Source organism: Tenacibaculum sp. 1_MG-2023, assembly GCF_030547425.1.
Classification (GTDB): domain Bacteria; phylum Bacteroidota; class Bacteroidia; order Flavobacteriales; family Flavobacteriaceae; genus Polaribacter.
In genome coordinates, this window is sequence record NZ_JAUORH010000003.1 from 59,709 (window position 1) to 82,273 (window position 22,565).

Sequence of the window (22,565 nt, forward strand, 5' to 3'; positions counted from 1 at the left end):
AAAAAAGTGTAAATTAATGTATGTTTTCTGTTAAAGAATTGTGGATTTTTAAGACTTGTTCTTTTGATTTTGTAAGTGTAAGGTTTTCAATTAAATAGTTTGATTGAAGTGTTTTTTTAGTTTCATCCCATTGATTTTTAATTCTGTTTTTTACTTCTTCAATGGTTGAGTTGTCTCTATTTATGACTCGATTAATTCTTACGTCTATTGGGGCGGTAACTGTTATGATTTTATTACAAAGAGAATCGCTCCCGTTTTCAAAAAGAATGGCATTTTCATACAAAATGTAATCTTTATCTATGTTTTCTTTAATAAAATGCTGCAAATGTTTATTAACAACAGGGTGAACGATAGCGTTAAGTGTACTTAATCTTTCTTTGTTGTTAAAAACAATTGAAGCTAAGTAAGACCTATTAAGCTCATCGTTAACATAAACTTGCTCACCAAATTCGGCAATTAGTTGAGTCTTAATTTTAGCGGATGTGTTCATTAGCCTTTTAGCTTCATCATCAGCAATATAAATGGAAATATTTTCAAATTCTGAAAACATTTTAACTATGGTAGATTTCCCACTACCAATACCGCCTGTTAAACCTACTACAATACTATTCATATATTAAAAAGTCAATCTTATTAGGAACTATTCTTACCAATGTAACCATATCAGGAAGATCTTTTATTTGAGGGGTGAGATAGTTAACTTCTTTGTTTTTAGATTGTAGATAATCACACTCTACTTTAAATAAGTCAGGTGTTACTTCATTAAAATTCTGCAAGCCTACTTTATAGATAATCTTAACTTTCTTAGGAAAGACATTAATTCCTTTTGGAGCATTTTTTACAAACACAGGAACTTCTATTTCTCCTTCGGTAAACTTATCAACGTCAATACTAATTTCAGCAGTTGAATGGCTTGATTTAAGTTGTGTGTTTTCTGGAAAGATAATAGGAGAGGAGATATTAGTGCTCTTTGATAAGTTTTCTAACGTTATATTTTCTAGGGTTAAAAATTTTGTTTCTTTAACATAGGTTTCATCTCCAGAAATTAAAACACTATCAGGAGTAATTGTTACAGGTTTTGAGAGGTCATATCCTAATTGAAAAGTGATATTTAAGTTAGGTTTTAAAGGGATTTTTTTTGAACTAAGCGTGCCAATTTTTAAAGGAATTGTATCTTCTACAATTTTAGTTAATTCAATGCTAGATTTTAATTGTTTTTGAACTTCTGAAGTTAGATCTTTAGATAAAAAGTAATAATTAGTTCTAGTTTTCTTAGAAACTTTAGTAAGATCCAGCTTAATCGGTTTATGGGTAATGCTAGCAACTAACAAATTATATCCACTACTTTTTAGTTTTAAAGAAAGCTGATTAATAGGTGTTTCTATTAATGTTTTTTGTTGTGGTAGTTTTACGTATTCAACACTGTACACAAGGGTAGTGTTATATTCTTTTGATAGATTAATAAGCAACCAAAAAAATACTGAAGCAGTTAAAAAACCAAAGAAAGTTTTAGGTATGTTAAATTTTGTTTTCAAGAAATAGTTTATTGATGCAATCTACGTAAAAAACAAAAAAGTGAGCTCATGAGCTCACTTTTTTATAAAAAAATATACTGTTATTTTTTAGTCTCAGTAGAATGTTTTTTACTCATTTCCATAGAAATGGCAGAACGTTCAAACTTTATTTTACCAGCACCAGTTTCAATAGTAACAGTGTTGTCAGTATCGTTGATTTCAACAATTTTACCATGAATACCACTAGTGGTAACTATTTTCGCTCCTTTTTTGATTTCAGTTTGAAATTGCTTTTCCTTTTTTTGACGTCTCATTTGTGGACGAATAATTAAAAAGTAAAAAACAGCAATCATTGCTACAAAAGGAAGCATGTTCATTAAACTTTCTTGAGAGCTAGCTTGTAAAAAAATGGTTATAAACATTATGAATTTTTCTTTTTAGGAGTTACCATTCCAGAAATCTTAATAACCTCTCTACCTTTTTCAGTGTTGGTGGTTAGGGTAATAGATTTTGATTGTTTGTTAACTCTTCCGTTGGTGTTAAAACTAACTTTAATATCTCCTGTTTTACCTGGAGCAATAGCCCCTTTTGGCCATTCAGGAACAGTACATCCACAAGATGCTTGTGCATTTGTAATGATTAAATCGCTCTTACCAGTATTTGTTACTAAGAAGGTCGTTTTAACAACTTCTCCTTCGTTAACAGTACCAAAGTCAAATTCTTCTTTGTCAAAAGAAATAACAGGAGCACCTAAACCAATAGAGCTGTCTCTTTTTTCTGCTTTTTCAACATTTTCTTTTTTAACTTTTGATGAAGCATTTCCTTGTCCGCAAGAAACTAACACCCCTGCCGACACAACAAATGCTACTATTACTGCTATTTTCTTCATTGTAAAAATATTTTTAATTTGTTGTAAAAATACTAATTTATTATAATAAACCTCTACCAATTTTTACCATCTTATTTGAACTTAGGTAGTCTTTGGCTAATTTATCTAAAACACCATTTATAAAGTAACCACTTTTATTCGTTGAATAATCCTTAGCTAGTTCAATATATTCGTTTATAGTAACTCTACTTGGAATAGAAGGGAAGTGTAAAAACTCAGTAATTGCCATTTTAATAATAATCATATCAATATCTGCAATTCTATCAGCTTCCCAGTTAGGAGTTTTTTCTATAATATCTTCTTCGTATTTGTGTTGATGTAACATCGTTTTTGTAAACAAATCAGAAACAAATATTTTATCCTCATTATCTTTATATAAACTACCTAAAATAAAAGGTTTATTAGCTTTTTGTTTGTTTAAAGATTTAAGAATCCAAGTGTTTACAAAAGGAATATCATCTACCCAAGAGATCATTTTATCTTCAAAATAATCAGCTAATTTTTCATTAGGAGCTACTATCTCTCTAAAAAAGTCGATAACAAAAGCTTTGTCTACATTAAAAGAGTCTTCAACAGTATCCATATACTTTTTATAAAGATCACTTTTTTGTAGCTCATCTAATAAAATCTTTACGTACTCATCATCAAGATCCCAGTAATTTAACTTGTTAAGCTCAATATACCCTTCTAAACTTACACTTTCGTTAAGTAAGTTTAAAAGCTTGTTATCTATAAATTTTGTATTTGGATTCAGTTCTTCTTTAGTAGCAAGTATTTTCTTTTTAGAAAGCTCTATTCTCTTACGAGCTAATTTTTGCACTTCAACTAATAATTGAAGATTTAAAACGTACAAATCGTACATTTTTTGAATGCTGTGTTTTAAGAATTTTCCTTCCTTAACCAAATCATCGCTATGCGATTGTTGCATCGCATAAGCCGACTGCATTACTTTAACACGAATATGTCTTCTGTTAATCATTCTAAAGAACTTTAAAAAAAAGAGCGATAGAAACCATTTCTAACGCTCTGCAAAAGTAAAACTTTTTTATTTTTTATCTAGCTATTTTGCTCTTTTTTGCGAGCATCAATTCTTGCTTGTGCAATATTGAAAGCAGCTTGATGTGTAGTGATGTTTTCTTTTTCTGATAAATTGAAAATATCTAATGTAGTATTGTAGATGTTTTCAGTTCTTTTTAAGCTCTCAGCTTTATCGTAACCTACAACCTCAGCATATACATTAATAATACCACCAGCGTTAATTAAGAAGTCAGGAGCATAAGCAATTCCTTTATCTTTTAACATTGTACCATGCTTTAATTCGTTAGCTAATTGGTTATTAGCAGCACCTGCAATTACTTTAGCTTTTAATTGGGCAATACTTTCATCATTAATAGTAGCACCCAAGGCACATGGAGCATAAATATCTACATCTAGTCCAAAAATATCATTTCCTAATACTACGTTAGCACCATATTTTTTACTTAACTCTTCTAAGCGAGCTTCGTTAATGTCGTTTAAAACAACTTGAGCACCTTCATCAGTAATGTGCTTAACTAAAGTTTCTCCAACATGACCAACACCTTGAACTAATACTTTTTTACCATCTAAGTTTTCAGTTCCAAACTTATATTTAGCAGCAGCCTTCATACCCATGTAAACACCGTAAGCTGTTACAGGAGAGGGGTTTCCAGAACCTCCAATGTTTTCAGAAACACCAGTTACGTGTGGAGTAACTTCACGGATAATATCCATATCTCGAGTTTCCATTCCAACATCTTCAGCAGTAATATACTTTCCGCTTAAAGAATTAACAAACTCACCAAACTTACGCATTAAAGCGTCATTTTTTTGAGTTTTAGCATCACCAATAATAACTGCTTTACCACCACCAAGGTTTAGACCAGTAATAGCAGATTTGTAAGTCATACCACGAGACAAACGTAATACATCGTTTAAAGCTTCCCATTCACTTTTATACTGCCACATTCTAGTACCTCCTAAAGCAGGCCCTAAAGTTGTATTATGGATACCGATAATTGCTTTTAAACCTGTATCTTCGTCGTTGCAAAAAACGATTTGCTCGTGATTGTCAAAAGATAATTGACCAAACACTGGGTCATTCTTAAGATCTTTAGTATCAATGATTTCTGATGTCATTTGTTTTGTTTTTTAATTTGAGACGATTTGGATAATCTCAAAAATTCGAGTGCAAAAGTAAGAAATCATTAAAACATAAGCAAAAAAAGAGGTCTCAATTAAGGTATCTTTAACAGGGCGTCTTTATAAAGTTTAATTTTTATAATAAAATAAAATTGAAAGCATTACAATACTTAAACAAGTACTTTGTTAAATACAAATGGAGGTTATTATTAGGGGTTTTAATTACGATATTATCAAAAATACTGACACTTAAAATTCCCAATTTTGTTGGTGACTCATTAAATGTTGTAGAAGATTATCAATTAGGTAAAATAACTGAAATGTCAGAAGTAAAAAGTATTCTTTTTACAAATATCCTACTTATTGTGGGAGTAACATTATTGGGTGGCTTTTTTACATTTTTAATGCGCCAAACTATTATTGTAATGTCACGATTAATAGAATTTGATTTAAAAAATGAGATTTATCAACAATATCAACGATTATCACTTAATTTTTATAAGCAAAATAGAACAGGAGATTTAATGAACCGTATTAGTGAAGATGTATCTAAGGTTCGTATGTATTTTGGACCAGCTATTATGTACTCGTTAAACATGTTGGTTTCTTTTGCAGTCGGATTTACCCAAATGTATGCGATATCACCAAAGCTTACCTTGTATACAATGATACCTTTTCCAGTTTTATCAATATCAGTTTTTGTTTTAAGCAAGCAAATTAATAAGCGAAGTACTGTGGTTCAGCAATACCTTTCAAAATTAACCACTTTTAATCAAGAGTTCTTTTCTGGTATTAATGTCGTAAAATCGTATGCAATAGAAAATGCTGTGATTAAAAACTTTGATACGTTGGCAGATGCAAGTAAAGATAAAAATATAGACTTATATAAAGTACAAGCGTTGTTTTTTCCGTTAATGATTTTGTTAATAGGAATCAGTAATATTATAGTGTTGTATGTTGGTGGTAGTTTATATATTAATGATGAAATTAAGGTAGGAGCCATTGGAGCATTTGTGATGTATGTAAATATTTTAACATGGCCAGTAGCTGTCGTTGGTTGGGTGACTTCTATGGTGCAACAAGCAGAAGCTTCTCAAGAAAGAATAAACGAATTTTTAGAGCAAGTTCCAGAAATTAAAAATGCAAATGAAGGAGAAACGATAATAGAAGGAAATATTGAATTTAAACATGTCTCTTTAACTTATGAAGATACAAACATTACTGCGTTAAAAGATGTTAGTTTTAAAGTAGAAAAAGGAGAAACGCTAGCAGTTTTAGGGAAAACAGGAAGTGGTAAATCATCTATTATTAATCTGGTTTCACGATTGTATGATACTACAAAGGGAAGTGTGTTAATGGATGGAAAAGATATTAAAACCTGTAATTTGTATGATATAAGAAACCAAATAGGGTTTGTACCACAAGAACCATTTCTGTTTTCAGACACCATTGAAAACAATATAAAATTTGGTAAAGAAGACGCCACAGAAGAAGAAATTATTGAAGCAGCTAAAAATGCGGTAATTCATGAAAATATTATTGACTTTAAACAAGGATATAAAACTATTTTAGGAGAACGTGGTGTTACGCTTTCAGGAGGTCAAAAGCAGCGAACTTCAATAGCGAGGGCTATTATAAAAAATCCTAAAATTTTAATTTTTGACGATTGTTTATCAGCAGTAGATACTGAGACAGAAGAGAGAATATTATCTAACTTAGAACGAGTTTCTAGTGATAAAACAACGATAATAATAAGTCATAGAGTATCATCGGCAAAAAATGCAGACAAAATAATTGTATTAGATAACGGAAAGATAATTCAGCAAGGTGTTCATAATCAATTAGTAAAAGAAGAGGGGTATTACAAAGAGTTATATGAGCAACAGCTTTTAGAAAAAGAAATATAGCATTTCGTATTGTCAAGTCAAATATTTTGTTAGATTTGTTGAGGAAAATTTAAGTAAACAACTATTATTTTAAGTAGCGAATTATGAGCGAGAGAGTAGAACAAGAGGAAATCTTTTCACAAGTTTTAAGAGCAGGAAGAAGAACATATTTTTTTGATGTTAGATCTACAAAGGCAGATGATTATTATTTAACCGTGACAGAGAGTAAGAAGTTTACTCATGATGATGGTTCTTTTCATTATCAGAAACATAAAATTTACCTATATAAAGAAGATTTTAGCGACTTTAAAGAGATGTTGAATAAAGCAACAGACTTTATCGTAAATGAAAAAGGATCTGAGGTAATCAGTGAGCGTCATCAAAAAGACTATAAAAAAGAAGAAAACGCAACAACAGAAGCAACTTCAACAGAAAGTTTTACTGACGTTTCTTTCGACGATATTTAAGCAGAAGAAACTGTTTTGCATAACTCTAAACACAAATGTATAATTTGTGTTTAGAGATTGGATTGTGCAGAAAAAATCAATTCAAATTCAATTTACACTTAGAAAAACTGCCAATTGTTGCACAAGCAATTGGTGGTTTTTATTTTTTATATAAGCGATTTTATTTTGTTTGGTAGTTTTGATGCGAATTCAACCAGCTGCTTATAAGTTAAAGTTCTACCTACTCTACTATTAAGTTTATCTTCACGCTGGTTAATCCTAAGTAATTTTTGTTTCATAGGAAAGCGAGTTTTTGAGTTTATCTAAATATAATAAAAAAAAACTGAATTTCAGTAGGTTATGTTATTTTGAATTAAAATATCTTGTGAGTTGGGTGTTTTTCCTATAAAATTTTTTTCATAGTAGTTGTTTTCGCTACCGTTTCTTGCCATTCTTTTGTAGGATTACTGTCAAGTGTAATTCCACCACCAATATAAATGTATATAATATTGTCAGAAACTTCCATACAACGAAGGTTAACAAACAAATTACTTTCTTTATCATTAATGTTTAGTTCTCCTAAGAATCCTGTATAAAAGCTTCTATGATAGTTTTCATTATTTAAAATAAACTGTTTTGAAGCTTCTAAAGGCATTCCACAAACGGCAGGGGTAGGATGTAAGCTTTTGATTAAAGAAGCAGTATTAGTTTTTAGCTTACCATTAAGAACTGTTCTTAAATGAAGTAATTTTCCTGCTTTAATAGTTTCAATACCAGATTTTGTAATTTCTGAAGAAATATCAGATAAATTGTTAGTAATGTAGTCAGTTACAAATTGTTGCTCTTCTAATTCTTTTGGTTGCCAAGTAACATTAGTTGTACCATTGTAAACTTGTGTTCCCGCCAAAGCCATAGTAGTAAAACTTTTATTTTTAATACTAACTAAAGTTTCTGGAGTAGCTCCTAACCATAACCCAATTTTAGGATGATACCAAACATATACAAAAGCTGTAGGGTAGTTGTTCAGAAGTTTTTGAAAAGTATCAATAAGGCTGAAATTTGATACCTCTATTTTTTCTTTTCTGGAAAGGACTACTTTTTTAAACTGCTGGTTTTTAATAGCAGTGATTCCTCTTTCAACTAGTTGGATATGGCTCTTTTCGGAAGCAGTATCAGGAGCATGATTGTTATTGTTAGTTTGAGTATCGCCAATCGTAATTTCTTCTTCAATATAGGTAGATTGATTTTTAGGAATTAAAATAGCTTTTTCTCTGTTGTCAAACGGAGCAAAAATAAATCCACTCTCATTATAGTTTTCAGAGGTAATTAAGTCGTTGTTTTGTTGAAACCATCCTTTAATTATAGTACAGTTAGGTTTTCTGTAAGTAATAAAAGGTAATTCTATGTTGAAGGCTTCTTTTATGTTTAAAAAAATACTCAATCTAATTGTTGTATTAAATGTTTTTTAATCGTGTCAAATTTACTCCAAATAAATCCATGACCAGCATCAGGAATGCTAATTAACTCAAACTGATTTTCAGGAAACTGTTCTTTTAAAAATAAAGAGTTTTTAAAAGGTACAATCCAATCATTAGTTCCATGGATACTTACTATGTTGTTAGGAGTAGATTTCCAATTGTTTTCAAAAAGTTGTAAATCTTGTTTATGAGATAGCTTTTCTCTGCTAGCTTCTTGCCAAATAGGTGGAACCAACCATCGAGTAAACTTCCACTTATATAAATTTAAAGACCATGGCATAGGTTCTATTTCGCTATACACTGCTGGAGCCAACAAAATCACTTTTCGAATTTTTTGTTGTATAGCCAAAGCAATAGGACCGCCGTAAGAGTAGCCTACTAGTATTGTTTTGTTGGGGTTGTAATCTTGTAAAATACTTCTTAACATGTCACGCTCAAAAGCAATACTTTCCTGAACCGAATTTTTGTCTTGATAATTGTAACCAATTCTGTCGTATGAAATCATATTAGCTTTGCTAAGCAATACACTGTCTTTCATATATTTTACAAAATCGATAGAAGAACCTATTGTTCCATGAACAAAAACCAGTGTAGGTAAAGTAGTATCTTTTATGATTGAAAGTTTTCTGTACTTAAAACCTTTAAAGTTTTTATAAGTGAGGACAGGAGTAACAGAACTACCTGAAATTTTTTTAAGTACTTTTACATCAGATTTAGGAGCAGAAAAACTCCAGAATAAATAATATAAAACAAGGAAAAGCACAAAGAGAGCAATTCCAACGATTTTCAAGATTTTTTTCAGCAATTTCATGCTATTGTTTGTCTAAAACAATATTGGTAATCTTACAAAGTGAAATCAAATTCTCATCCTCATCAACAATTCTCACTTCCCATAAATGTGTAGTTCTACCTTTATGAATCGCTTTTGCAGTCGCAAAAACATATCCTTCTCTTTTGCTTTTTACATGATTGATGCTAAGTTCAATACCTTTAATAATTTTATTAAAGTCTCTTAAAAAAAATGCAGAAGCACAACTACCAACCGATTCTGCTAAAGCAGCTGTAGCACCACCATGTAATATCCCGTAGGGTTGATGTACTTTAGGTGTCACAGGCATTTTAGCAGTAATAAAATCATCTCCTACATCAATAAACTCTATTTCTAAAGTTTCCATTAAGGTGTTTTTGTTGTAACTGTTTAAGACTGTAAGAGATGCTTGCTTATTCATAGTGACTAAAAATTATCACTCAAAAATACGTATTTTTGTACTGACAAAAAATGATAGAATGTATAAAGTACGCGTAATTTTAGATACGAAAGAAGATGTAATACGAACCCTGTTAGTAAATGAAAAAGGTTCGTTAGAAAACCTACACTTTGATATCGCAAAAGCGTTTGGTTTTAACGGACAAGAAATGGCATCTTTTTACCGTACCGATGACGATTGGAATCAAGGTGAAGAAATTCCTTTATTCAATATGTCAGAAGCAGGAGAAGGAATTTCAATGGCAACATGTATGTTGCATGAAACCATACCAAACCAACACGATAAGTTGATTTATGTGTACGATTTCTTGCAAATGTGGACGTTTTATGTAGAGGTAATAGAACAATCTAATGAAAAAGTTACTGAAACAAAAATGATCTTATCTGTAGGAGAAATTCCAGAAGAAGCTCCAGAAAAAGAATTTAAGGCAGAAGATCTTTCAAAAAATATAGATGATGAAATTGATGATGAATTTAATAACTTTGAAAGCCTAGACGATTTTGACTTTGATAATTACTAAGCTATGGCACAATTTATAAAACTGTATAACGACAACCCCAATCCAAAAGAGATTGAAAAAATTGTAAAAGTTTTACAAAATGGAGGGTTAATTATATATCCAACCGATACTGTTTATGGTTTAGGCTGTGATATTACCAATACTAAAGCACTAGAAAAAGTAGCAAGAATAAAAAAAGTAAAGCCAGAAAAAGCCAACTTCTCGTTTGTTTGTAACGATTTAAGTCATTTATCTGATTACGTAAAGCAAATAGATACCGCAACTTATAAAATTTTAAAAAGAGCTTTACCAGGGCCATATACTTTTGTGTTACCAGGTAGTAACTCATTACCAAAAGCCTATAAAAAACGAAAAACAGTAGGTATTCGTGTACCTGATAATAATATAGCAAGAGCCATTGTAGCAGCTTTAGGAAATCCGATTGTATCTACATCTATTCACGATGAAGATGAAGTATTAGAATATACAACCGATCCTGAATTAATTTTCGAGAAATGGCAGAACATTGTTGATGTCGTGATTGATGGTGGGTATGGTGACAATCATGCATCTACTGTAATCGATTTAACAACCGATGAACCAGAAGTACTTCGTGAAGGAAAAGGAAACTTAGATGTTTTGTAATGCCTAGGATTGAGTTAGTTACTTATATACATTCTTACAGAGAAATTGTATTTGATTTATCTCGTAGTGTAGAATTGCATAAAATATCAACTCAAAAGACAAAAGAGGAAGTTGTTGCTGGTAAAATGACTGGTTTAATAGGGTTAAATGAAAGTGTTACTTGGAGAGCTAAACACTTAGGTTTTTACCAAGAATTAACTTCAAAAATAACAGAATATAAATATCCAGAATATTTTGTAGATGAAATGCAAAAAGGAGCTTTTAAAAGCTTTCGACATGAGCATTATTTCATAGAAGAGTTTGAGAATAAAGTAAAGATGATTGATGTGTTTGATTATGTGTCTCCTCTAGTTTTTTTAGGAAAGTTAATAGATAAAATATTCTTGAAAAAATATATGATAAAGTTATTAGTAGAGAGGAATAAGGTTATCAAAGAATTTGCAGAAACAGATGCTTGGCGTGTTGTTTTATAAGACCCGTTGGAGAAATGTAAAATACATTGTATATAGAGGAGCAGTTTTTGGAATAGCTTTACTATTTAGGACATTAGATAATAAAGTAGTTGTATTACCTATGGAAACGCACTGGTTATAGCATACTTTTGGAGGAATTGCAGTCTTCTTCCTCTTATATTATATCTATAAAGATGAACAAGAATTAACGTAGTTCAGTAAACTCTTTCCTTCCTTTAGCATAATATTGCCAAACTACAGATTTGTGTTTGTAGTAATTCGGCTTCTTTAGTGATTCTTTTCTCTTTTTTAAGAACCTAAAAAGATGTGCATAAAAACTAAAATGAGCTTTTAAAATAGCAAACAAGTGGTTAGGTTTCCCTTCCAATAAAAATTTAACGCTAGCCAACCCGTCTAAAATTAAACGAGAAAATATAATTGGAAACAATTTAGCAGAAGGTAAGTTTTTAACTAAGTTGAGTAAACTATTCCTAAAATTTAAAAACGTTTTTCTAGGGTTTAAAGTATCCAATGTAGCCCCACCTACATGATACACAGTGGATGACCCTACATATTTTATAATATGTCCACTGTTTTTAGCACGCCAGCACAAATCAATTTCTTCCTGATGTGCAAAAAAATCTTCATCAAAACCGTTGAGTTGATGAAAAACTTCAGAGCGGATAAAAAAACAAGCCCCAGATGCCCAAAATATTTCGGTAGTATCGTTAAACTGTCCGTTATCAGTTTCTAAATCGCTAAACAAACGACCACGACAATATGGATATCCAAAAGCATCAATAAAACCACCAGCAGCACCTGCATATTCAAACTTCGATTTATCTTTAAAATCTAAAATCTTTGGTTGAATAATGGCTGTGTTGGACTCTTTTTTAAAAGTATTGATAATAGGAGTCAACCAATTTTCAGTAACCTCAATATCAGAATTTACCAAACAATAGATATCTGCACCAATATGTTGTAACGCATCGTTATAACCTTTTGCATACCCGCCATTTTCGGTATTCTCTACAATTTTTACAGTAGGAAAATACTGCTTAATAAATTCAACAGAATCATCTGTAGAAGCATTGTCTGCGACATACACTTCAGCTTCTTCTGAACTAAAATTCACGACAGAAGGTAAAAATTGCTCAAGCAATTTTTTCCCATTCCAGTTTAATATGACGATTGCTGTTTTCAAGACGGCAAATTTACAGTTTAAAAATGAAATTCGTGTTAAAAAGCATGAGTCATTCTGTGTTCCATCATTCTGACTGTATGAGAGAAGCCGTAAGGTTCAGCAAAGTTAAATCTTATTAAACAGAGCAACTTCTATTCTAATTCTACAGGTATATACGTTATATTCTCTAAACTAAAATTAAAAGGTTCAGAACTCCCGCCGGTCATTACAATATCAGCACTAGCAATACCAAGTATAGTAATTTTTGTGTTTATTTCAGAGATAACTGCAGAAGAAATAAAACTACCTTCTTCAATTTGAGAGGCAACACCAATGTAAATACTAGGCTCAAATTTAAAAATAGCTTTTTGACCTGGTACAAGATTAGTTTTAGTAGCTAATAATTTACCATTTCTGTAACAGTGAGCACAAATATCGCTATTAGTTAAGTTATTTTGTATTTCTACTTCTTCTGGGTTAGTAGCTGGAGTTGAAGAACTCTGTAAGACATTTCCAGAAGTACTTTTAACCATTTCATAAGCATTTCCATTACAGGCGGTTAATTGAGGTGTGTAGTTTCCGTAAGAATCACTAGCTGCAATTTGAAAGATTATAGGATAGTTGAAAGGATGATTGTCTAATCGACCACAATTTTTAATAACTTTCCATGCAATGGCTATTTCATCAAAGGTATCTGAAATATTTTTCTGGAAAATCACAATACTGCTGTTATTAGCATCATTAGATCTGTTTATAAAGTTTAGTTTAATATCATTACTCATAAAATCAATTTTTTAAGTTTGGTACCTCAGAACATAAATTTAAGAAAATGATAAAAGCAAGGACAAAGGAATGTTATAAGCGTGCTGTTTTGTGTGTTGAAATGTGTGCTGGATGTCATTAAAGGAATTACCATCATTCCAAATGAACACTGAGCGTAGTCAAAGTGGTATGTTAAGTAATCTTTTTGTTGATAATGAGATAGCTGCATTGTTATTACTCCCCACTATGACGTTTCCGTTACCGTTATTCCGAACGAGGTACGAGGAGGAATCTCACGAGGTGCGTAACCTTTACTCTTCAATAACTAACTTCTCCCAGATGTTTTCCCACCTCTTATTTATAACTCTGTTACGATACGTTGTTAAATCAAAATTAGGAGTAGGTCGTACAATAAGATTGAATACATCGTCTAAACCATGCGGAGCAATAAAATCTATTTGATTGTTTGTATTTAACTGAACAGCAATTGCTGTAGCTGTTTCAGGCCAGTAAGAAATGGCTTCGTAACAATCTTTATAAGGTAAATGATTGTTTCGAATATGCATTCTTGCTTGATTTTTCACCGACCAATTTACAGAGGAATTAATAGTTTTGAGTTGTTCTTCAAGAGCTAATTCACGAGCCTTAGAAATGTCGCTTTCATCAAAATAAATAACATCAACATCGTTTAAAGAAGTTCTTTTACTATTGTGTTTATAGTCCCAAATTTTGTTCCTAATAAAACCAGCACCAATCCAACAGTCGGGTAAATGTAGATTCCTAACAGCTTCAAGAATGTTTAGCATCCAAGCATCATTTTCAATAATAGTTATGAGTTCAGTGGTAAAATTTGCTTTCATAAAACTTATTGGTACTTAGGTATATCTTTTAAAAACACATAAGTTTCCTTCTCTTTATCTAGCATACAGAAAAAGTGTTGCAGTCCGTTGGTAACGATGAGGTAATCAGCATCGAGTTTTAAGTTGTAGCGTGCAATCTGATCAAAAGTATCTTGGGTAATTTTTATATGCGGAGCTTTACATTCCACAATAATATTCGGATGCCCGTCAGAAGCAAAAACCACAATATCGGTACGTTTTTTAAGGTTGTTGATAACCAATTGTTTTTCAATAGCAATCAATGAAACAGGATAGTTTCTTTCTTGAATCAACCATTGCACAAAATGCTGACGTACCCATTCCTCGGGAGTTAATACCATATATTTTTTTCTCAAATTATCAAAAATAAGCGTCTTATTTTCGTTACTTTTGAGCTTGAATGTATAGCTAGGAAGGTTGAGCTTTTGCATAACCCAAAAGTAATAAAATTATAAGTTATTTCTTCGTTGTTCAACATGACGAAACATTATTGTCATCTCGAACTGGAGCAACGCGGAATGTGAGAGATCTTAAACATGAGAGTTACTCCGTTGAATGAGATTTCTCAGTCGTAACCTCCTTCGAAATGACATTATAGTAATTGTCATTCCGAACGACGAAGGAGGAGGAATCTCAAGAGGTGTGTTACTCTTATTGTTAAGATTTCTCGTCGCTCATAAAATTGCTCCTTCGAAATGACAAAAGAGTATCATTACAAATGAATACCTCGCTATAACATTTTAAATAATAATACCTAATAGAGGTAATTATTTGAGTTAGTATTAACAAGAACAATAATACTTCCTCTCCTTAGGAGAGGATTGAGGAGAGGCTTTATGAACGAAATTAAATCTATCATATCCGATATTAAAGGAGGCAATATCAAACCCATTTATTTTTTAATGGGGGAAGAACCATATTACATTGATAAAATTTCAGATTACATTGAAGATAATGTGTTAGATGAATCCGAAAAGGGATTCAATCAAGTAGTTATGTACGGTCGTGATGTATCGATAGAAGAAATTGTGTCGTCGGCAAAACGTTTTCCGATGATGGCAGAAAAGCAGGTGATTATTGTTAAAGAAGCGCAAGATTTAAGCCGTACGATTGATAAAATAGAGTCGTATGCTGCCAATCCACAACCGAGTACCGTATTGGTGTTTAATTATAAATACAAAAAGCTCGATAAACGTAAAAAGGCGTACAAAGCCATTGCAAAAAGCGGACTCATTTATGAAAGTAAAAAACTGTATGATAACCAAGTAGCCGATTGGATACGTCAGGTGTTGGGCGGAAAAAAGTTTAACATCGAACCGAAAGCTTCGCAAATGTTGGTAGAGTTTTTAGGAACAGATCTAAGTAAGATTAGTAACGAATTAGACAAGCTTACCTCAGTATTGCCTGCAGAAACGATTATTACCGATAAGCATATTGAAGAAAACATTGGGATTTCTAAAGACTTTAACAATTTTGAGTTGCGTAAAGCAGTAGGACAGCGTGATGTGGTAAAAGCGAACAGAATTATCAATTATTTTGCACAGAACCCAAAGAACAACCCGTTGGTAATGACCATTTCCTTGCTAAATAGTTTTTTTACACAACTATTACTATACCACGGATTAAAAGACAAATCGAAAGCTTCGGTTGCTAAAAACTTAGGGGTAAACCCATATTTTGTGGACGACTACGTAAACGCAGCCCGTAATTATCCGATGCGAAAAGTATCACAAATTATTGCCTTATTACGTGATGCTGATGTAAAAAGCAAAGGAGTAGGAGCCAACCAAACCCATGCCGATATTTTAAAAGAATTATTGTTTAAGATTTTGCATTAACAGTATTGTGTGCAAACCTTATCATTAAAGAAGTAAAAAATTACGAGAAAAATGTTGTAAAACGATATTTTACAAACAAAATTCTAATAAAGAGACAATTTTAACTTACCCACACACTCACTTTTCATAATCAAGCGTATCAAAACAGACGACTGCTCGAATAAAAGGGCAAAAAAACATGTACTACTTAGTGGCTTTTTAAGTACATAAAATTGTATACACAGGTACAAGTTGCGTACAAACAAAGTTGGTTCTTCTTAAAAGACAGTGTTTTACGGCAAAAAGCTTAAAAATCAATACATTGATTGTATGATTTTGGAGATATTTTATATCTTTAACTCAAAAAATTGTACCACCCTAAAATACATCTATGAACATAAAAGCAAAGCTTTTTGTATGTGGTGAGGAACGAGAACTACTTACTACAAACTTAAATTATAATCGCCTTACCGATTGGAACGGTAAACCAACTTCCGCCTTATTAGGAGGAGCTATTTCAGTAACTTTTGAATCTCAAATGTACGATGATACCTTTGCTGATTGGATTAAATCAGATAGAAAAGGCAATAAAAAAATACGTCATCCTTTTAATCTTTATCAATTAAGAGACGGTAAAATAGTCTTTTACAAAGACGAGTTTGATGGAATAGAACTATTTCAATACAACTTTCAAGACGGTGTACTTGTAAATTATTACGAAGTTTTTGATAACCAGAAAGGTATGCAGGTTACGTTAACCATATCACCTGCAATGCAAGACTATCGTTTTTTTAATAATAGTACCGATTGGCGTAGAAAAAGTCCTACTCGTTATATAAAGCCTTGGCAAGAAAGTTTTATACCACCTATAGAAGATACTCCTTATAAAGCACAGGAGAATAAAGAACCTAAGAAAGAGAAAAAACCTTTTAAAATAATAGTAGAGGCTGCTAGAAGCCGTGATATAAAAGACGGAATTTTTGGTTTTGATAGCATTCCTAAAGAAACTATAGTAATATCGGGTTATGAAAAATTAAAGAAAGAGTACAAACCTCTTTCAGAAAAAATTTTAGATGAAGAGTATATACCAAATTGGATAAGTATAAGAAAAAACCAAACAGTAGAATTAAAACTAGATTGGGATACTAAAAAGAAGGCTAAACAATATCAAAACATAGCTTTTGAAGAACATCCAGACTTTAGTTTTGAACCTAAAAACTTAAAAGGCGTAAAAGAGGTAAAAATTACATGTAAAAACAATAGTGCCAACCCAGCACAAATCCTTATAAAAGCGGATGATAAATTAACCGTTGGTGCTCTTAATATATACTATCCTAAACCTAAAAAGATAGACCTGGAATGGTACTTTGTGGAGATTCAAGGTAATGATATTGATAAAGGAGCTCTTGAGAATAAAGTTGATAAACAAAAACTAGAAGATTCTCTAAAAAAAGGATTAAACCCTGCTTTGATTGATATTACTATTACAAATAATAGCCCTAAGGTATTAGATTTTACTGAATATTCGCAAAAGCTAAAAAAACATGGTTTCTTGAAAACACACCCTGTCGTAGAAGTTGGAAACTATATTGAAAGAAGTAGAAAACACGTTGTTTTACACTACATTAATGAAACACATAGTAATCGAGATGTAAATAAAATAACAGTGTACTTTATCAATCAAAAGTGTATTAACGAAAAAGATATTAAACCTGATGGTGAATATAACACATCGGGAGGGATATCACCCACAGGCGATGGAATAGCCTATTTAGTCTTAGACCCAAATGGTAAAATAGCTACAGAAAATATTATACACGAAGTAATGCATGCTTTAGGTCTGAGGCATACTTTTAATGAGGGTAAGGTTGATAAGACTAAAATGGCTAAACACCTATTTAAAGACAATAAAACTGACAATTATATGGACTATAAAAATGACAAAAGGCATACCTATAAGTGGCAGTGGAAAAAATTACACCAATATTCTAAACTAAAATAAGATGCGTTATTTTTTAATATTTTTTACACTTGTTTTATTTGCTAATTGTTCTTCTGTTCCTAAAGAATATTTGACAGATGATGACACTTGTTACTATAACGACCCAGTTTTTAAGATTTCTAAAGAAGAAATGAAAATAAAAGTAGATAAGTTTTATAATGAAAAAAATCCTATAGGTACTATAACTGTTTTAAATAATTCTTTTTTAAATAAAAGATATATAAGATGGGAAAAGAAAGGCTATATAACAAACAAACAAACAAACAAACAAATAAAAATTGAAAAATGGCTAAGGTATAATCCTAAAGGGTATTTAAGTAGAGTCAAATTTCAATATTTAAATGGTAATTCAAATGTTTATAAAGAAACTCACTACGATAACCAAGGAAATATTACTAAAGTAATCGACTACGAAAAAGGCTATAACATTTGTTGGGCAGAGGCTATTGCCATAGTAAAAAAAGTAGCGAAAAAAGAAATTAAAAAATATGAAATAACAGAGTTTTATGCTGTTCATAACAACTTAAATGAATTTCCAGAGGTAAAACCTATTTGGTATATTGGTTTATTAAAAGGAAATGAAAACTACAAAAATGAAGTTAACAGAAAGGGAACGCTTCGATTTCGCATAGACGGAATTACTGGAAAAGTATTAAAAAAATATAGAGTTCAAAGTGGGTTTTAGTGTAAGCGCCTCTACTTTTTATTATTAAATATATACTTAATAAATGGAAAAAATTACACCATATTCTAAACTAAAATAAGATGCGTTACTTTTTAATATTTTTTATACTTGTTTTACTTGTTAATTGTTCTTCTGTTCCTAAAGAGTATTTGATAAATGATGATGTCTGTCATTATAATTACCCTATTTTCAACATAACTAAAGAGGAGTTATTAATTGATGAAAAAATTCTTAATCTTTTACAAAAAGAAAAAAGAAGTATTGTTACAGTTGATGGCGATGATTATAAAAACGAATATTGGTATTCTAAAGATGAGATAACAAATAAACAAACAAACAAAGTAACTAACATAAATAAATATTTGTACTATAATAACAAAGGAAAAATAATTTTTTCAGCTTTCACATATAATAATATTTACAACTTAGGGAAAGAAACCGACTACGATGAGCAAGGAAATATTACTAAAGTAATAGACTATGAAAAAGGTTATAATATTTGTTGGGCAGAGGCTATAGCAATAGTAAAAAAAATAGCAAAAAAAGAAATTGAAAAATATGAAATAACAGAGTTTTATGCTGTTCATAACAACTTAAATGAATTTCCAGAGGTAAAACCTATTTGGTATATTGGTTTATTAAAAGGAAATGAAAACTACAAGAATGAAGTTAACAAAAAAGGAACGCTTCGATTTCGCATAGACGGAATTACTGGAAAAGTATTAAAAAAATATAGAATTCAAAGTGGGTTTTAGTGTGAGATTCCTTACTCTTTACTATTAAATACACACTTAATAAATGGCAATGGGAAAAATTACACCAATATTCTAAACTACAATAAAAACACAATATGCATATATTATTTCTAAATGCTCTTTTTAAATTCTATAATTCGATGTCTAAAATCTCTTTGTTCAAAATAATGTTCTTGATTTTAATTATGTCTTCTTGTAAAAGTAGAGTGATAAAAGCGCAGGAGTTTTACACTATTTGGGAAAATAATTCTACACCTATTTCAGAAGAAAAATTAAAGAGTCTCAACGAGATAGACCAAACAATATACGTCCTCTACGAAAGATTTCTTGATTCTGTAGGTAGTGGAAAAAACAGACTGTTGTCCAATGTGAAATATTTAGTTATAGACCAATCTGTAAATGTTACTATTTGTGATTCAATAATTAAAACAAAAGATAATTATGGAAGAGTTTTTTTTAAGCCTATAAATAAGAAAAAATCAAATAAATATATTCTTTATCCACGTTCTCGAAATACTGAGCGGGCATTGCTTTATTATAATAAAAAGTATAAAAAAATAATAAATAAGAGAAAACGATTTGCAACTGCGTCTGTTTATGGGTTAAAAAGGGATAAAGATGTTCTAGCTGTTTTTAGCTGAACTTAAAGAAGCTACAACTGATGAAGTTGAGGATGTTGCTAAATCAAAAATTAAAAAGAAAGTTAAAAAGAAAGCTGAAAAACTTGTAAGTAGTGCTGTAGCAGGTTATAATAATGCTATTGAAAGTAAAGTAACTACCATTGCATTGGCGAAATTAGCCAAAGGTACTATGGTAGATACAAATGGTAAAATACATACCAAGTCTAGAAAAATTTACCAATACACCGAAGAAGTATTTAACAAAGAGGTAATTGTAAAAAGAGGTAGACGTTTTAATAACGGTATTGTAAAATCAGCAGCTAACCAAGCACATTATTTTGCAACTAATGGTACTAATGTAGAAATACTTAATACATTACGTATAAGACCACTAATGAGTGCAGAAGGTGCATCTGAAGCATTTAGTAAAATATTTAGTTTGGTTGATTTCTCTATGATGAGCTTAGAAGAAATAACGGATACACCTTTAAACGTACCTGATTTTTTGTTAAAACGTTTTTTACCCAAAACTCCCATAGTAGGTATTAGTTTATGGCTTGAGTTTTTAGGATATGTAGCATTAGTTGAACATGAAAAGCAAGAAGCTATAGTTGACCAAATAATGCAAGAAAAACTTGAAAGAGCAAAAATAAAAGGATTAGATGCTTTAAGAACATTTCTACATGTTTACGAGATGGCATATTTCTTAGAGCCTATTACAAGTAATACTCTATCTAGTATACTTACAGGTAAGTTTAAAACATTAGAAGAGGTAAGAGATTATGATAAAAAGATATTTAGTGATAGAAATGTCATGCTTTTAATTAGAGAGGATAAAAAAAATCCAGTACAAGTAAAAACAATTATTGAATCTATTTTTATTGAATATATTGTGAAATATAAGTTATATATAACGCTAATTATATTTGTTATTTCTTCTTGCAGTATGCAAAGAAATATTGAAGTAAAGAGTACTACTTCAAAAAGCAATGAAATAATCGGTTGGTATAATCCTAAAAGTAAAAAAATAGACGCGATAAGTTTACCTTTTAATCTATATATTGAGAGTAGCCAACAAGAACTTTTATATACTTACCAATACAAATACAGAAATCCTAAAAAAGGCGCTTCTGTGGAAATTTATTATATAAACAAAGAAAAAAAGATAGAAGTATTAAAAGATTATGAAGAAAGGTCATTTAGCTCTAATAAAAGAAAAAAGTTCTTATTATACACCAGACATATGATTTATGATACTGAACTGTCGAATAAACTATCGTCAAAATATATTAAAGGTAGAGAAACAAAAGACTCTATTACACTAGGGGTTTTTGAAGATTTTTATAAAAATTACCCAACTTTAACAAAAGACTTAATAAAAGAAGATACTCTATATTTAAGGTTTAAACTTCTACCACTTAGAGGGAAAGATAAAAAAATAAAAAGAATTAAAGTACCTATTAAGCTTAACTAATCAATGAAGTTAACTGTTTACTTATTTATAATCTTAACAACATTTACTTGTGCCAACCCTAAAAAAGATCTTGTTTTTAATCAAGTTCAGGCTAATGATTATCCAGTAATAATAGGGATGTATAAAAAACGAATTGAAAATAAAATATCATACATAAAACTTCCCAATCAAATTAAAATAAGGAATACATCTTATGTTAATCAGACACTAAGTAAAATTAATTATTACCATTTTAGCCCTCATATAGAAAAAGAAAAATCTCAACTAGGGCTTTATACTATTAAAAACGATTCACTTATATACGCTACTAATCACCAAAAAAGAATTATTTATGGTAAAGACAGTTTAAATTACATCTATTACATAAGATGTCATCTTTTAGATACTACCAATGCTGTCCAGTCACAACTTAAACCTTATGTTGAAAAAATGATAAAGGAAAACAAGGATACTTTGCACATAGGTTCTTTTTCTCAGTTTAAAAACAAACATTATAACTTATTGGAATTGCTGACAAAAAACGATACTATTTCACTGAATTTTATTACAGGTTTAGGAAAAGCTCATAAAATGAAGTATAATCCTACAGGAAGCTCAAAACGTAGTGAAGTTAAGGTTAGACCTACTCGTTATAAAACTGTTTTTTTTCCTGTAGAATGGTAAAAAAGTAAATTATGATAAAAAATATAATCAATATAATGCTGATCTTTTTCAGTAGCATTTTTACTACTTTTCAAATAATCTTATTCATAATTTTAGCAGAAGTACTAATACAAGGTGAGCCTGATAAAAGCAGTAAAGGCTTTTTGTTGTTTTTCTTTTTTATAATTCTATTAACTGCTTTTGGTCTATTAATGAATTTCAAGGGAAGAAAACCACTTGTATATGTTACCTGTGCTGGGTTTTCAACTTTAATTATGGTTTATTTGATTAATTATATCGATGAACACTTTACTTATGGCAATGAGATAACAAATACATTGTTAAACATATTTAAGTTTGGAAAAGCTAATTCAGAACTAAATGTTGCAGAACGTTATTATTATGCTAACTTAGTTATAATCTATCCCTTCACTTTGTTATCATCTTATCTAGCTTTCTATTATTTTTTATTCTACAGCAAAAGAAAAATAGCTAAAAATTAAAACATCA

General features: G+C 30.5%; 26 protein-coding genes. 13 read left to right on the top strand and 13 right to left on the bottom strand.

The window, feature by feature from the left end:
• Positions 1 to 13: 13 nt before the first annotated feature.
• The 6 genes from coaE to Q4517_RS03225 form a co-directional block, all read right to left on the bottom strand.
• Positions 14 to 613 (bottom strand): dephospho-CoA kinase, encoded by a 600-nt coding sequence (gene coaE, locus Q4517_RS03200; RefSeq protein ID WP_303506165.1) that lies wholly within the window; start codon positions 611 to 613, stop codon positions 14 to 16.
• Complete coding sequence (locus tag Q4517_RS03205; protein WP_303506167.1) at positions 606 to 1,535, bottom strand: hypothetical protein; 930 nt, start codon at positions 1,533 to 1,535, stop codon at positions 606 to 608. Before Q4517_RS03205 ends, coaE begins: the two co-directional genes overlap by 8 nt.
• An 80-nt stretch (positions 1,536 to 1,615) precedes the next feature.
• Positions 1,616 to 1,936 (bottom strand): preprotein translocase subunit YajC, encoded by a 321-nt coding sequence (gene yajC, locus Q4517_RS03210; RefSeq protein WP_115900569.1) that lies wholly within the window; start codon positions 1,934 to 1,936, stop codon positions 1,616 to 1,618.
• On the bottom strand, positions 1,936 to 2,403 hold the full coding sequence (locus Q4517_RS03215; protein ID WP_303506173.1) for a DUF1573 domain-containing protein: 468 nt from the start codon (positions 2,401 to 2,403) through the stop codon (positions 1,936 to 1,938). The genes yajC and Q4517_RS03215 overlap by 1 nt, the downstream gene beginning before the upstream one ends.
• Before the next feature lie 40 nt (positions 2,404 to 2,443).
• Positions 2,444 to 3,382, bottom strand: a complete 939-nt coding sequence (gene nusB, locus Q4517_RS03220; protein WP_303506176.1) for a transcription antitermination factor NusB — start codon at positions 3,380 to 3,382, stop codon at positions 2,444 to 2,446.
• Between the two features lie 77 nt (positions 3,383 to 3,459).
• Positions 3,460 to 4,560 carry a Glu/Leu/Phe/Val dehydrogenase gene (locus Q4517_RS03225; RefSeq protein WP_303506178.1) on the bottom strand — a complete coding sequence of 367 codons (1,101 nt, stop codon included), beginning with the start codon at positions 4,558 to 4,560 and terminating at the stop codon, positions 3,460 to 3,462.
• 155 nt (positions 4,561 to 4,715) lie between these two features.
• Here Q4517_RS03225 and Q4517_RS03230 point away from each other — a divergent pair, with 155 nt between their 5' ends.
• Together Q4517_RS03230 and Q4517_RS03235 are read left to right on the top strand one after the other, a co-directional pair.
• Positions 4,716 to 6,470: an ABC transporter ATP-binding protein gene (locus tag Q4517_RS03230; protein ID WP_303506180.1), complete on the top strand. Its 1,755-nt coding sequence runs from the start codon at positions 4,716 to 4,718 to the stop codon at positions 6,468 to 6,470.
• A gap of 83 nt (positions 6,471 to 6,553) precedes the next feature.
• On the top strand, positions 6,554 to 6,916 hold the full coding sequence (locus Q4517_RS03235) for a PUR family DNA/RNA-binding protein (protein ID WP_303506182.1): 363 nt from the start codon (positions 6,554 to 6,556) through the stop codon (positions 6,914 to 6,916).
• A 382-nt stretch (positions 6,917 to 7,298) separates the two neighbouring features.
• On the opposite strand, the gene Q4517_RS03240 is transcribed toward Q4517_RS03235, so the two are convergent.
• Genes Q4517_RS03240 through Q4517_RS03250 form a run of 3 tightly spaced genes read right to left on the bottom strand, consistent with a single transcriptional unit; the run spans position 7,299 to position 9,602 of the window.
• A complete protein-coding gene (locus Q4517_RS03240; RefSeq protein WP_303506184.1) occupies positions 7,299 to 8,336 on the bottom strand; it encodes a chorismate-binding protein in 1,038 nt (345 codons plus the stop codon).
• Entirely contained in the window at positions 8,333 to 9,184 is an 852-nt protein-coding gene (locus tag Q4517_RS03245; RefSeq protein ID WP_303506185.1) for an alpha/beta fold hydrolase, read from the bottom strand. Before Q4517_RS03245 ends, Q4517_RS03240 begins: the two co-directional genes overlap by 4 nt.
• Position 9,185: 1 nt before the next feature.
• Positions 9,186 to 9,602 (bottom strand): PaaI family thioesterase, encoded by a 417-nt coding sequence (locus Q4517_RS03250; protein WP_303506186.1) that lies wholly within the window; start codon positions 9,600 to 9,602, stop codon positions 9,186 to 9,188.
• Between the two features lie 58 nt (positions 9,603 to 9,660).
• Between Q4517_RS03250 and Q4517_RS03255 the strand changes: the two genes are divergently transcribed.
• The 3 genes from Q4517_RS03255 to Q4517_RS03265 are packed head-to-tail and all read left to right on the top strand — an operon-like array spanning position 9,661 to position 11,258.
• Positions 9,661 to 10,161 carry an IS1096 element passenger TnpR family protein gene (locus Q4517_RS03255; protein ID WP_303506188.1) on the top strand — a complete coding sequence of 167 codons (501 nt, stop codon included), beginning with the start codon at positions 9,661 to 9,663 and terminating at the stop codon, positions 10,159 to 10,161.
• Positions 10,162 to 10,164: 3 nt separating this feature from the next.
• On the top strand, positions 10,165 to 10,785 hold the full coding sequence (locus Q4517_RS03260) for an L-threonylcarbamoyladenylate synthase (protein ID WP_303506190.1): 621 nt from the start codon (positions 10,165 to 10,167) through the stop codon (positions 10,783 to 10,785).
• Entirely contained in the window at positions 10,785 to 11,258 is a 474-nt protein-coding gene (locus tag Q4517_RS03265; RefSeq protein ID WP_303506192.1) for an SRPBCC family protein, read from the top strand. The genes Q4517_RS03260 and Q4517_RS03265 overlap by 1 nt, the downstream gene beginning before the upstream one ends.
• Before the next feature lie 184 nt (positions 11,259 to 11,442).
• Here Q4517_RS03265 and Q4517_RS03270 read toward each other — a convergent pair whose 3' ends face one another.
• From Q4517_RS03270 to Q4517_RS03285, 4 genes are all read right to left on the bottom strand, one after another.
• Positions 11,443 to 12,441 (bottom strand): glycosyltransferase family 2 protein, encoded by a 999-nt coding sequence (locus Q4517_RS03270; protein WP_303506194.1) that lies wholly within the window; start codon positions 12,439 to 12,441, stop codon positions 11,443 to 11,445.
• A gap of 131 nt (positions 12,442 to 12,572) precedes the next feature.
• Positions 12,573 to 13,202, bottom strand: a complete 630-nt coding sequence (locus Q4517_RS03275; protein ID WP_303506196.1) for a hypothetical protein — start codon at positions 13,200 to 13,202, stop codon at positions 12,573 to 12,575.
• 291 nt (positions 13,203 to 13,493) lie between these two features.
• Positions 13,494 to 14,042: a nucleotidyltransferase family protein gene (locus tag Q4517_RS03280; RefSeq protein WP_303506198.1), complete on the bottom strand. Its 549-nt coding sequence runs from the start codon at positions 14,040 to 14,042 to the stop codon at positions 13,494 to 13,496.
• Between the two features lie 5 nt (positions 14,043 to 14,047).
• Positions 14,048 to 14,491 (bottom strand): type I restriction enzyme HsdR N-terminal domain-containing protein, encoded by a 444-nt coding sequence (locus tag Q4517_RS03285; RefSeq protein WP_303506200.1) that lies wholly within the window; start codon positions 14,489 to 14,491, stop codon positions 14,048 to 14,050.
• Between the two features lie 405 nt (positions 14,492 to 14,896).
• Between Q4517_RS03285 and holA the strand changes: the two genes are divergently transcribed.
• From holA to Q4517_RS03325, 8 genes are all read left to right on the top strand, one after another.
• Positions 14,897 to 15,898, top strand: a complete 1,002-nt coding sequence (holA, locus tag Q4517_RS03290; protein ID WP_303506202.1) for a DNA polymerase III subunit delta — start codon at positions 14,897 to 14,899, stop codon at positions 15,896 to 15,898.
• 370 nt (positions 15,899 to 16,268) lie between these two features.
• The gene (tssD, locus tag Q4517_RS03295; RefSeq protein ID WP_303506204.1) at positions 16,269 to 17,879 is read left to right on the top strand and encodes a type VI secretion system tube protein TssD; all 1,611 of its coding nucleotides are present in this window, start codon (positions 16,269 to 16,271) and stop codon (positions 17,877 to 17,879) included.
• A 1-nt stretch (position 17,880) separates the two neighbouring features.
• The gene (locus tag Q4517_RS03300; RefSeq protein WP_303506206.1) at positions 17,881 to 18,564 is read left to right on the top strand and encodes a hypothetical protein; all 684 of its coding nucleotides are present in this window, start codon (positions 17,881 to 17,883) and stop codon (positions 18,562 to 18,564) included.
• Positions 18,565 to 18,644: 80 nt separating this feature from the next.
• Positions 18,645 to 19,319, top strand: coding sequence for a hypothetical protein (locus Q4517_RS03305; protein WP_303506208.1), 675 nt, complete (start codon positions 18,645 to 18,647; stop codon positions 19,317 to 19,319).
• A 167-nt stretch (positions 19,320 to 19,486) separates the two neighbouring features.
• Positions 19,487 to 19,960, top strand: coding sequence for a hypothetical protein (locus tag Q4517_RS03310; protein WP_303506210.1), 474 nt, complete (start codon positions 19,487 to 19,489; stop codon positions 19,958 to 19,960).
• A 145-nt stretch (positions 19,961 to 20,105) separates the two neighbouring features.
• Positions 20,106 to 21,413: a hypothetical protein gene (locus Q4517_RS03315; protein ID WP_303506212.1), complete on the top strand. Its 1,308-nt coding sequence runs from the start codon at positions 20,106 to 20,108 to the stop codon at positions 21,411 to 21,413.
• A 3-nt stretch (positions 21,414 to 21,416) separates the two neighbouring features.
• Entirely contained in the window at positions 21,417 to 22,076 is a 660-nt protein-coding gene (locus Q4517_RS03320; protein ID WP_303506215.1) for a hypothetical protein, read from the top strand.
• Between the two features lie 11 nt (positions 22,077 to 22,087).
• Positions 22,088 to 22,558, top strand: a complete 471-nt coding sequence (locus Q4517_RS03325) for a hypothetical protein (RefSeq protein ID WP_303506217.1) — start codon at positions 22,088 to 22,090, stop codon at positions 22,556 to 22,558.
• The last annotated feature ends 7 nt before the right edge of the window (positions 22,559 to 22,565 follow it).

Coding starts and splice junctions, on each gene's coding strand:
- Q4517_RS03300 (WP_303506206.1), top strand. CDS start 17,881: ATGCGTTATTTTTTAATATTTTTTACACTTGTTTTATTTGCTAATTGT.
- Q4517_RS03260 (WP_303506190.1), top strand. CDS start 10,165: ATGGCACAATTTATAAAACTGTATAACGACAACCCCAATCCAAAAGAG.
- Q4517_RS03235 (WP_303506182.1), top strand. CDS start 6,554: ATGAGCGAGAGAGTAGAACAAGAGGAAATCTTTTCACAAGTTTTAAGA.
- coaE (WP_303506165.1), bottom strand. CDS start 613: ATGAATAGTATTGTAGTAGGTTTAACAGGCGGTATTGGTAGTGGGAAA.
- Q4517_RS03280 (WP_303506198.1), bottom strand. CDS start 14,042: ATGAAAGCAAATTTTACCACTGAACTCATAACTATTATTGAAAATGAT.
- yajC (WP_115900569.1), bottom strand. CDS start 1,936: ATGTTTATAACCATTTTTTTACAAGCTAGCTCTCAAGAAAGTTTAATG.
- tssD (WP_303506204.1), top strand. CDS start 16,269: ATGAACATAAAAGCAAAGCTTTTTGTATGTGGTGAGGAACGAGAACTA.
- Q4517_RS03320 (WP_303506215.1), top strand. CDS start 21,417: ATGAAGTTAACTGTTTACTTATTTATAATCTTAACAACATTTACTTGT.
- Q4517_RS03245 (WP_303506185.1), bottom strand. CDS start 9,184: ATGAAATTGCTGAAAAAAATCTTGAAAATCGTTGGAATTGCTCTCTTT.
- Q4517_RS03305 (WP_303506208.1), top strand. CDS start 18,645: ATGCGTTACTTTTTAATATTTTTTATACTTGTTTTACTTGTTAATTGT.
- holA (WP_303506202.1), top strand. CDS start 14,897: ATGAACGAAATTAAATCTATCATATCCGATATTAAAGGAGGCAATATC.
- Q4517_RS03285 (WP_303506200.1), bottom strand. CDS start 14,491: ATGCAAAAGCTCAACCTTCCTAGCTATACATTCAAGCTCAAAAGTAAC.
- Q4517_RS03265 (WP_303506192.1), top strand. CDS start 10,785: ATGCCTAGGATTGAGTTAGTTACTTATATACATTCTTACAGAGAAATT.
- Q4517_RS03250 (WP_303506186.1), bottom strand. CDS start 9,602: ATGAATAAGCAAGCATCTCTTACAGTCTTAAACAGTTACAACAAAAAC.
- Q4517_RS03215 (WP_303506173.1), bottom strand. CDS start 2,403: ATGAAGAAAATAGCAGTAATAGTAGCATTTGTTGTGTCGGCAGGGGTG.
- Q4517_RS03225 (WP_303506178.1), bottom strand. CDS start 4,560: ATGACATCAGAAATCATTGATACTAAAGATCTTAAGAATGACCCAGTG.
- Q4517_RS03325 (WP_303506217.1), top strand. CDS start 22,088: ATGATAAAAAATATAATCAATATAATGCTGATCTTTTTCAGTAGCATT.
- Q4517_RS03255 (WP_303506188.1), top strand. CDS start 9,661: ATGTATAAAGTACGCGTAATTTTAGATACGAAAGAAGATGTAATACGA.
- nusB (WP_303506176.1), bottom strand. CDS start 3,382: ATGATTAACAGAAGACATATTCGTGTTAAAGTAATGCAGTCGGCTTAT.
- Q4517_RS03310 (WP_303506210.1), top strand. CDS start 19,487: ATGTTCTTGATTTTAATTATGTCTTCTTGTAAAAGTAGAGTGATAAAA.
- Q4517_RS03275 (WP_303506196.1), bottom strand. CDS start 13,202: ATGAGTAATGATATTAAACTAAACTTTATAAACAGATCTAATGATGCT.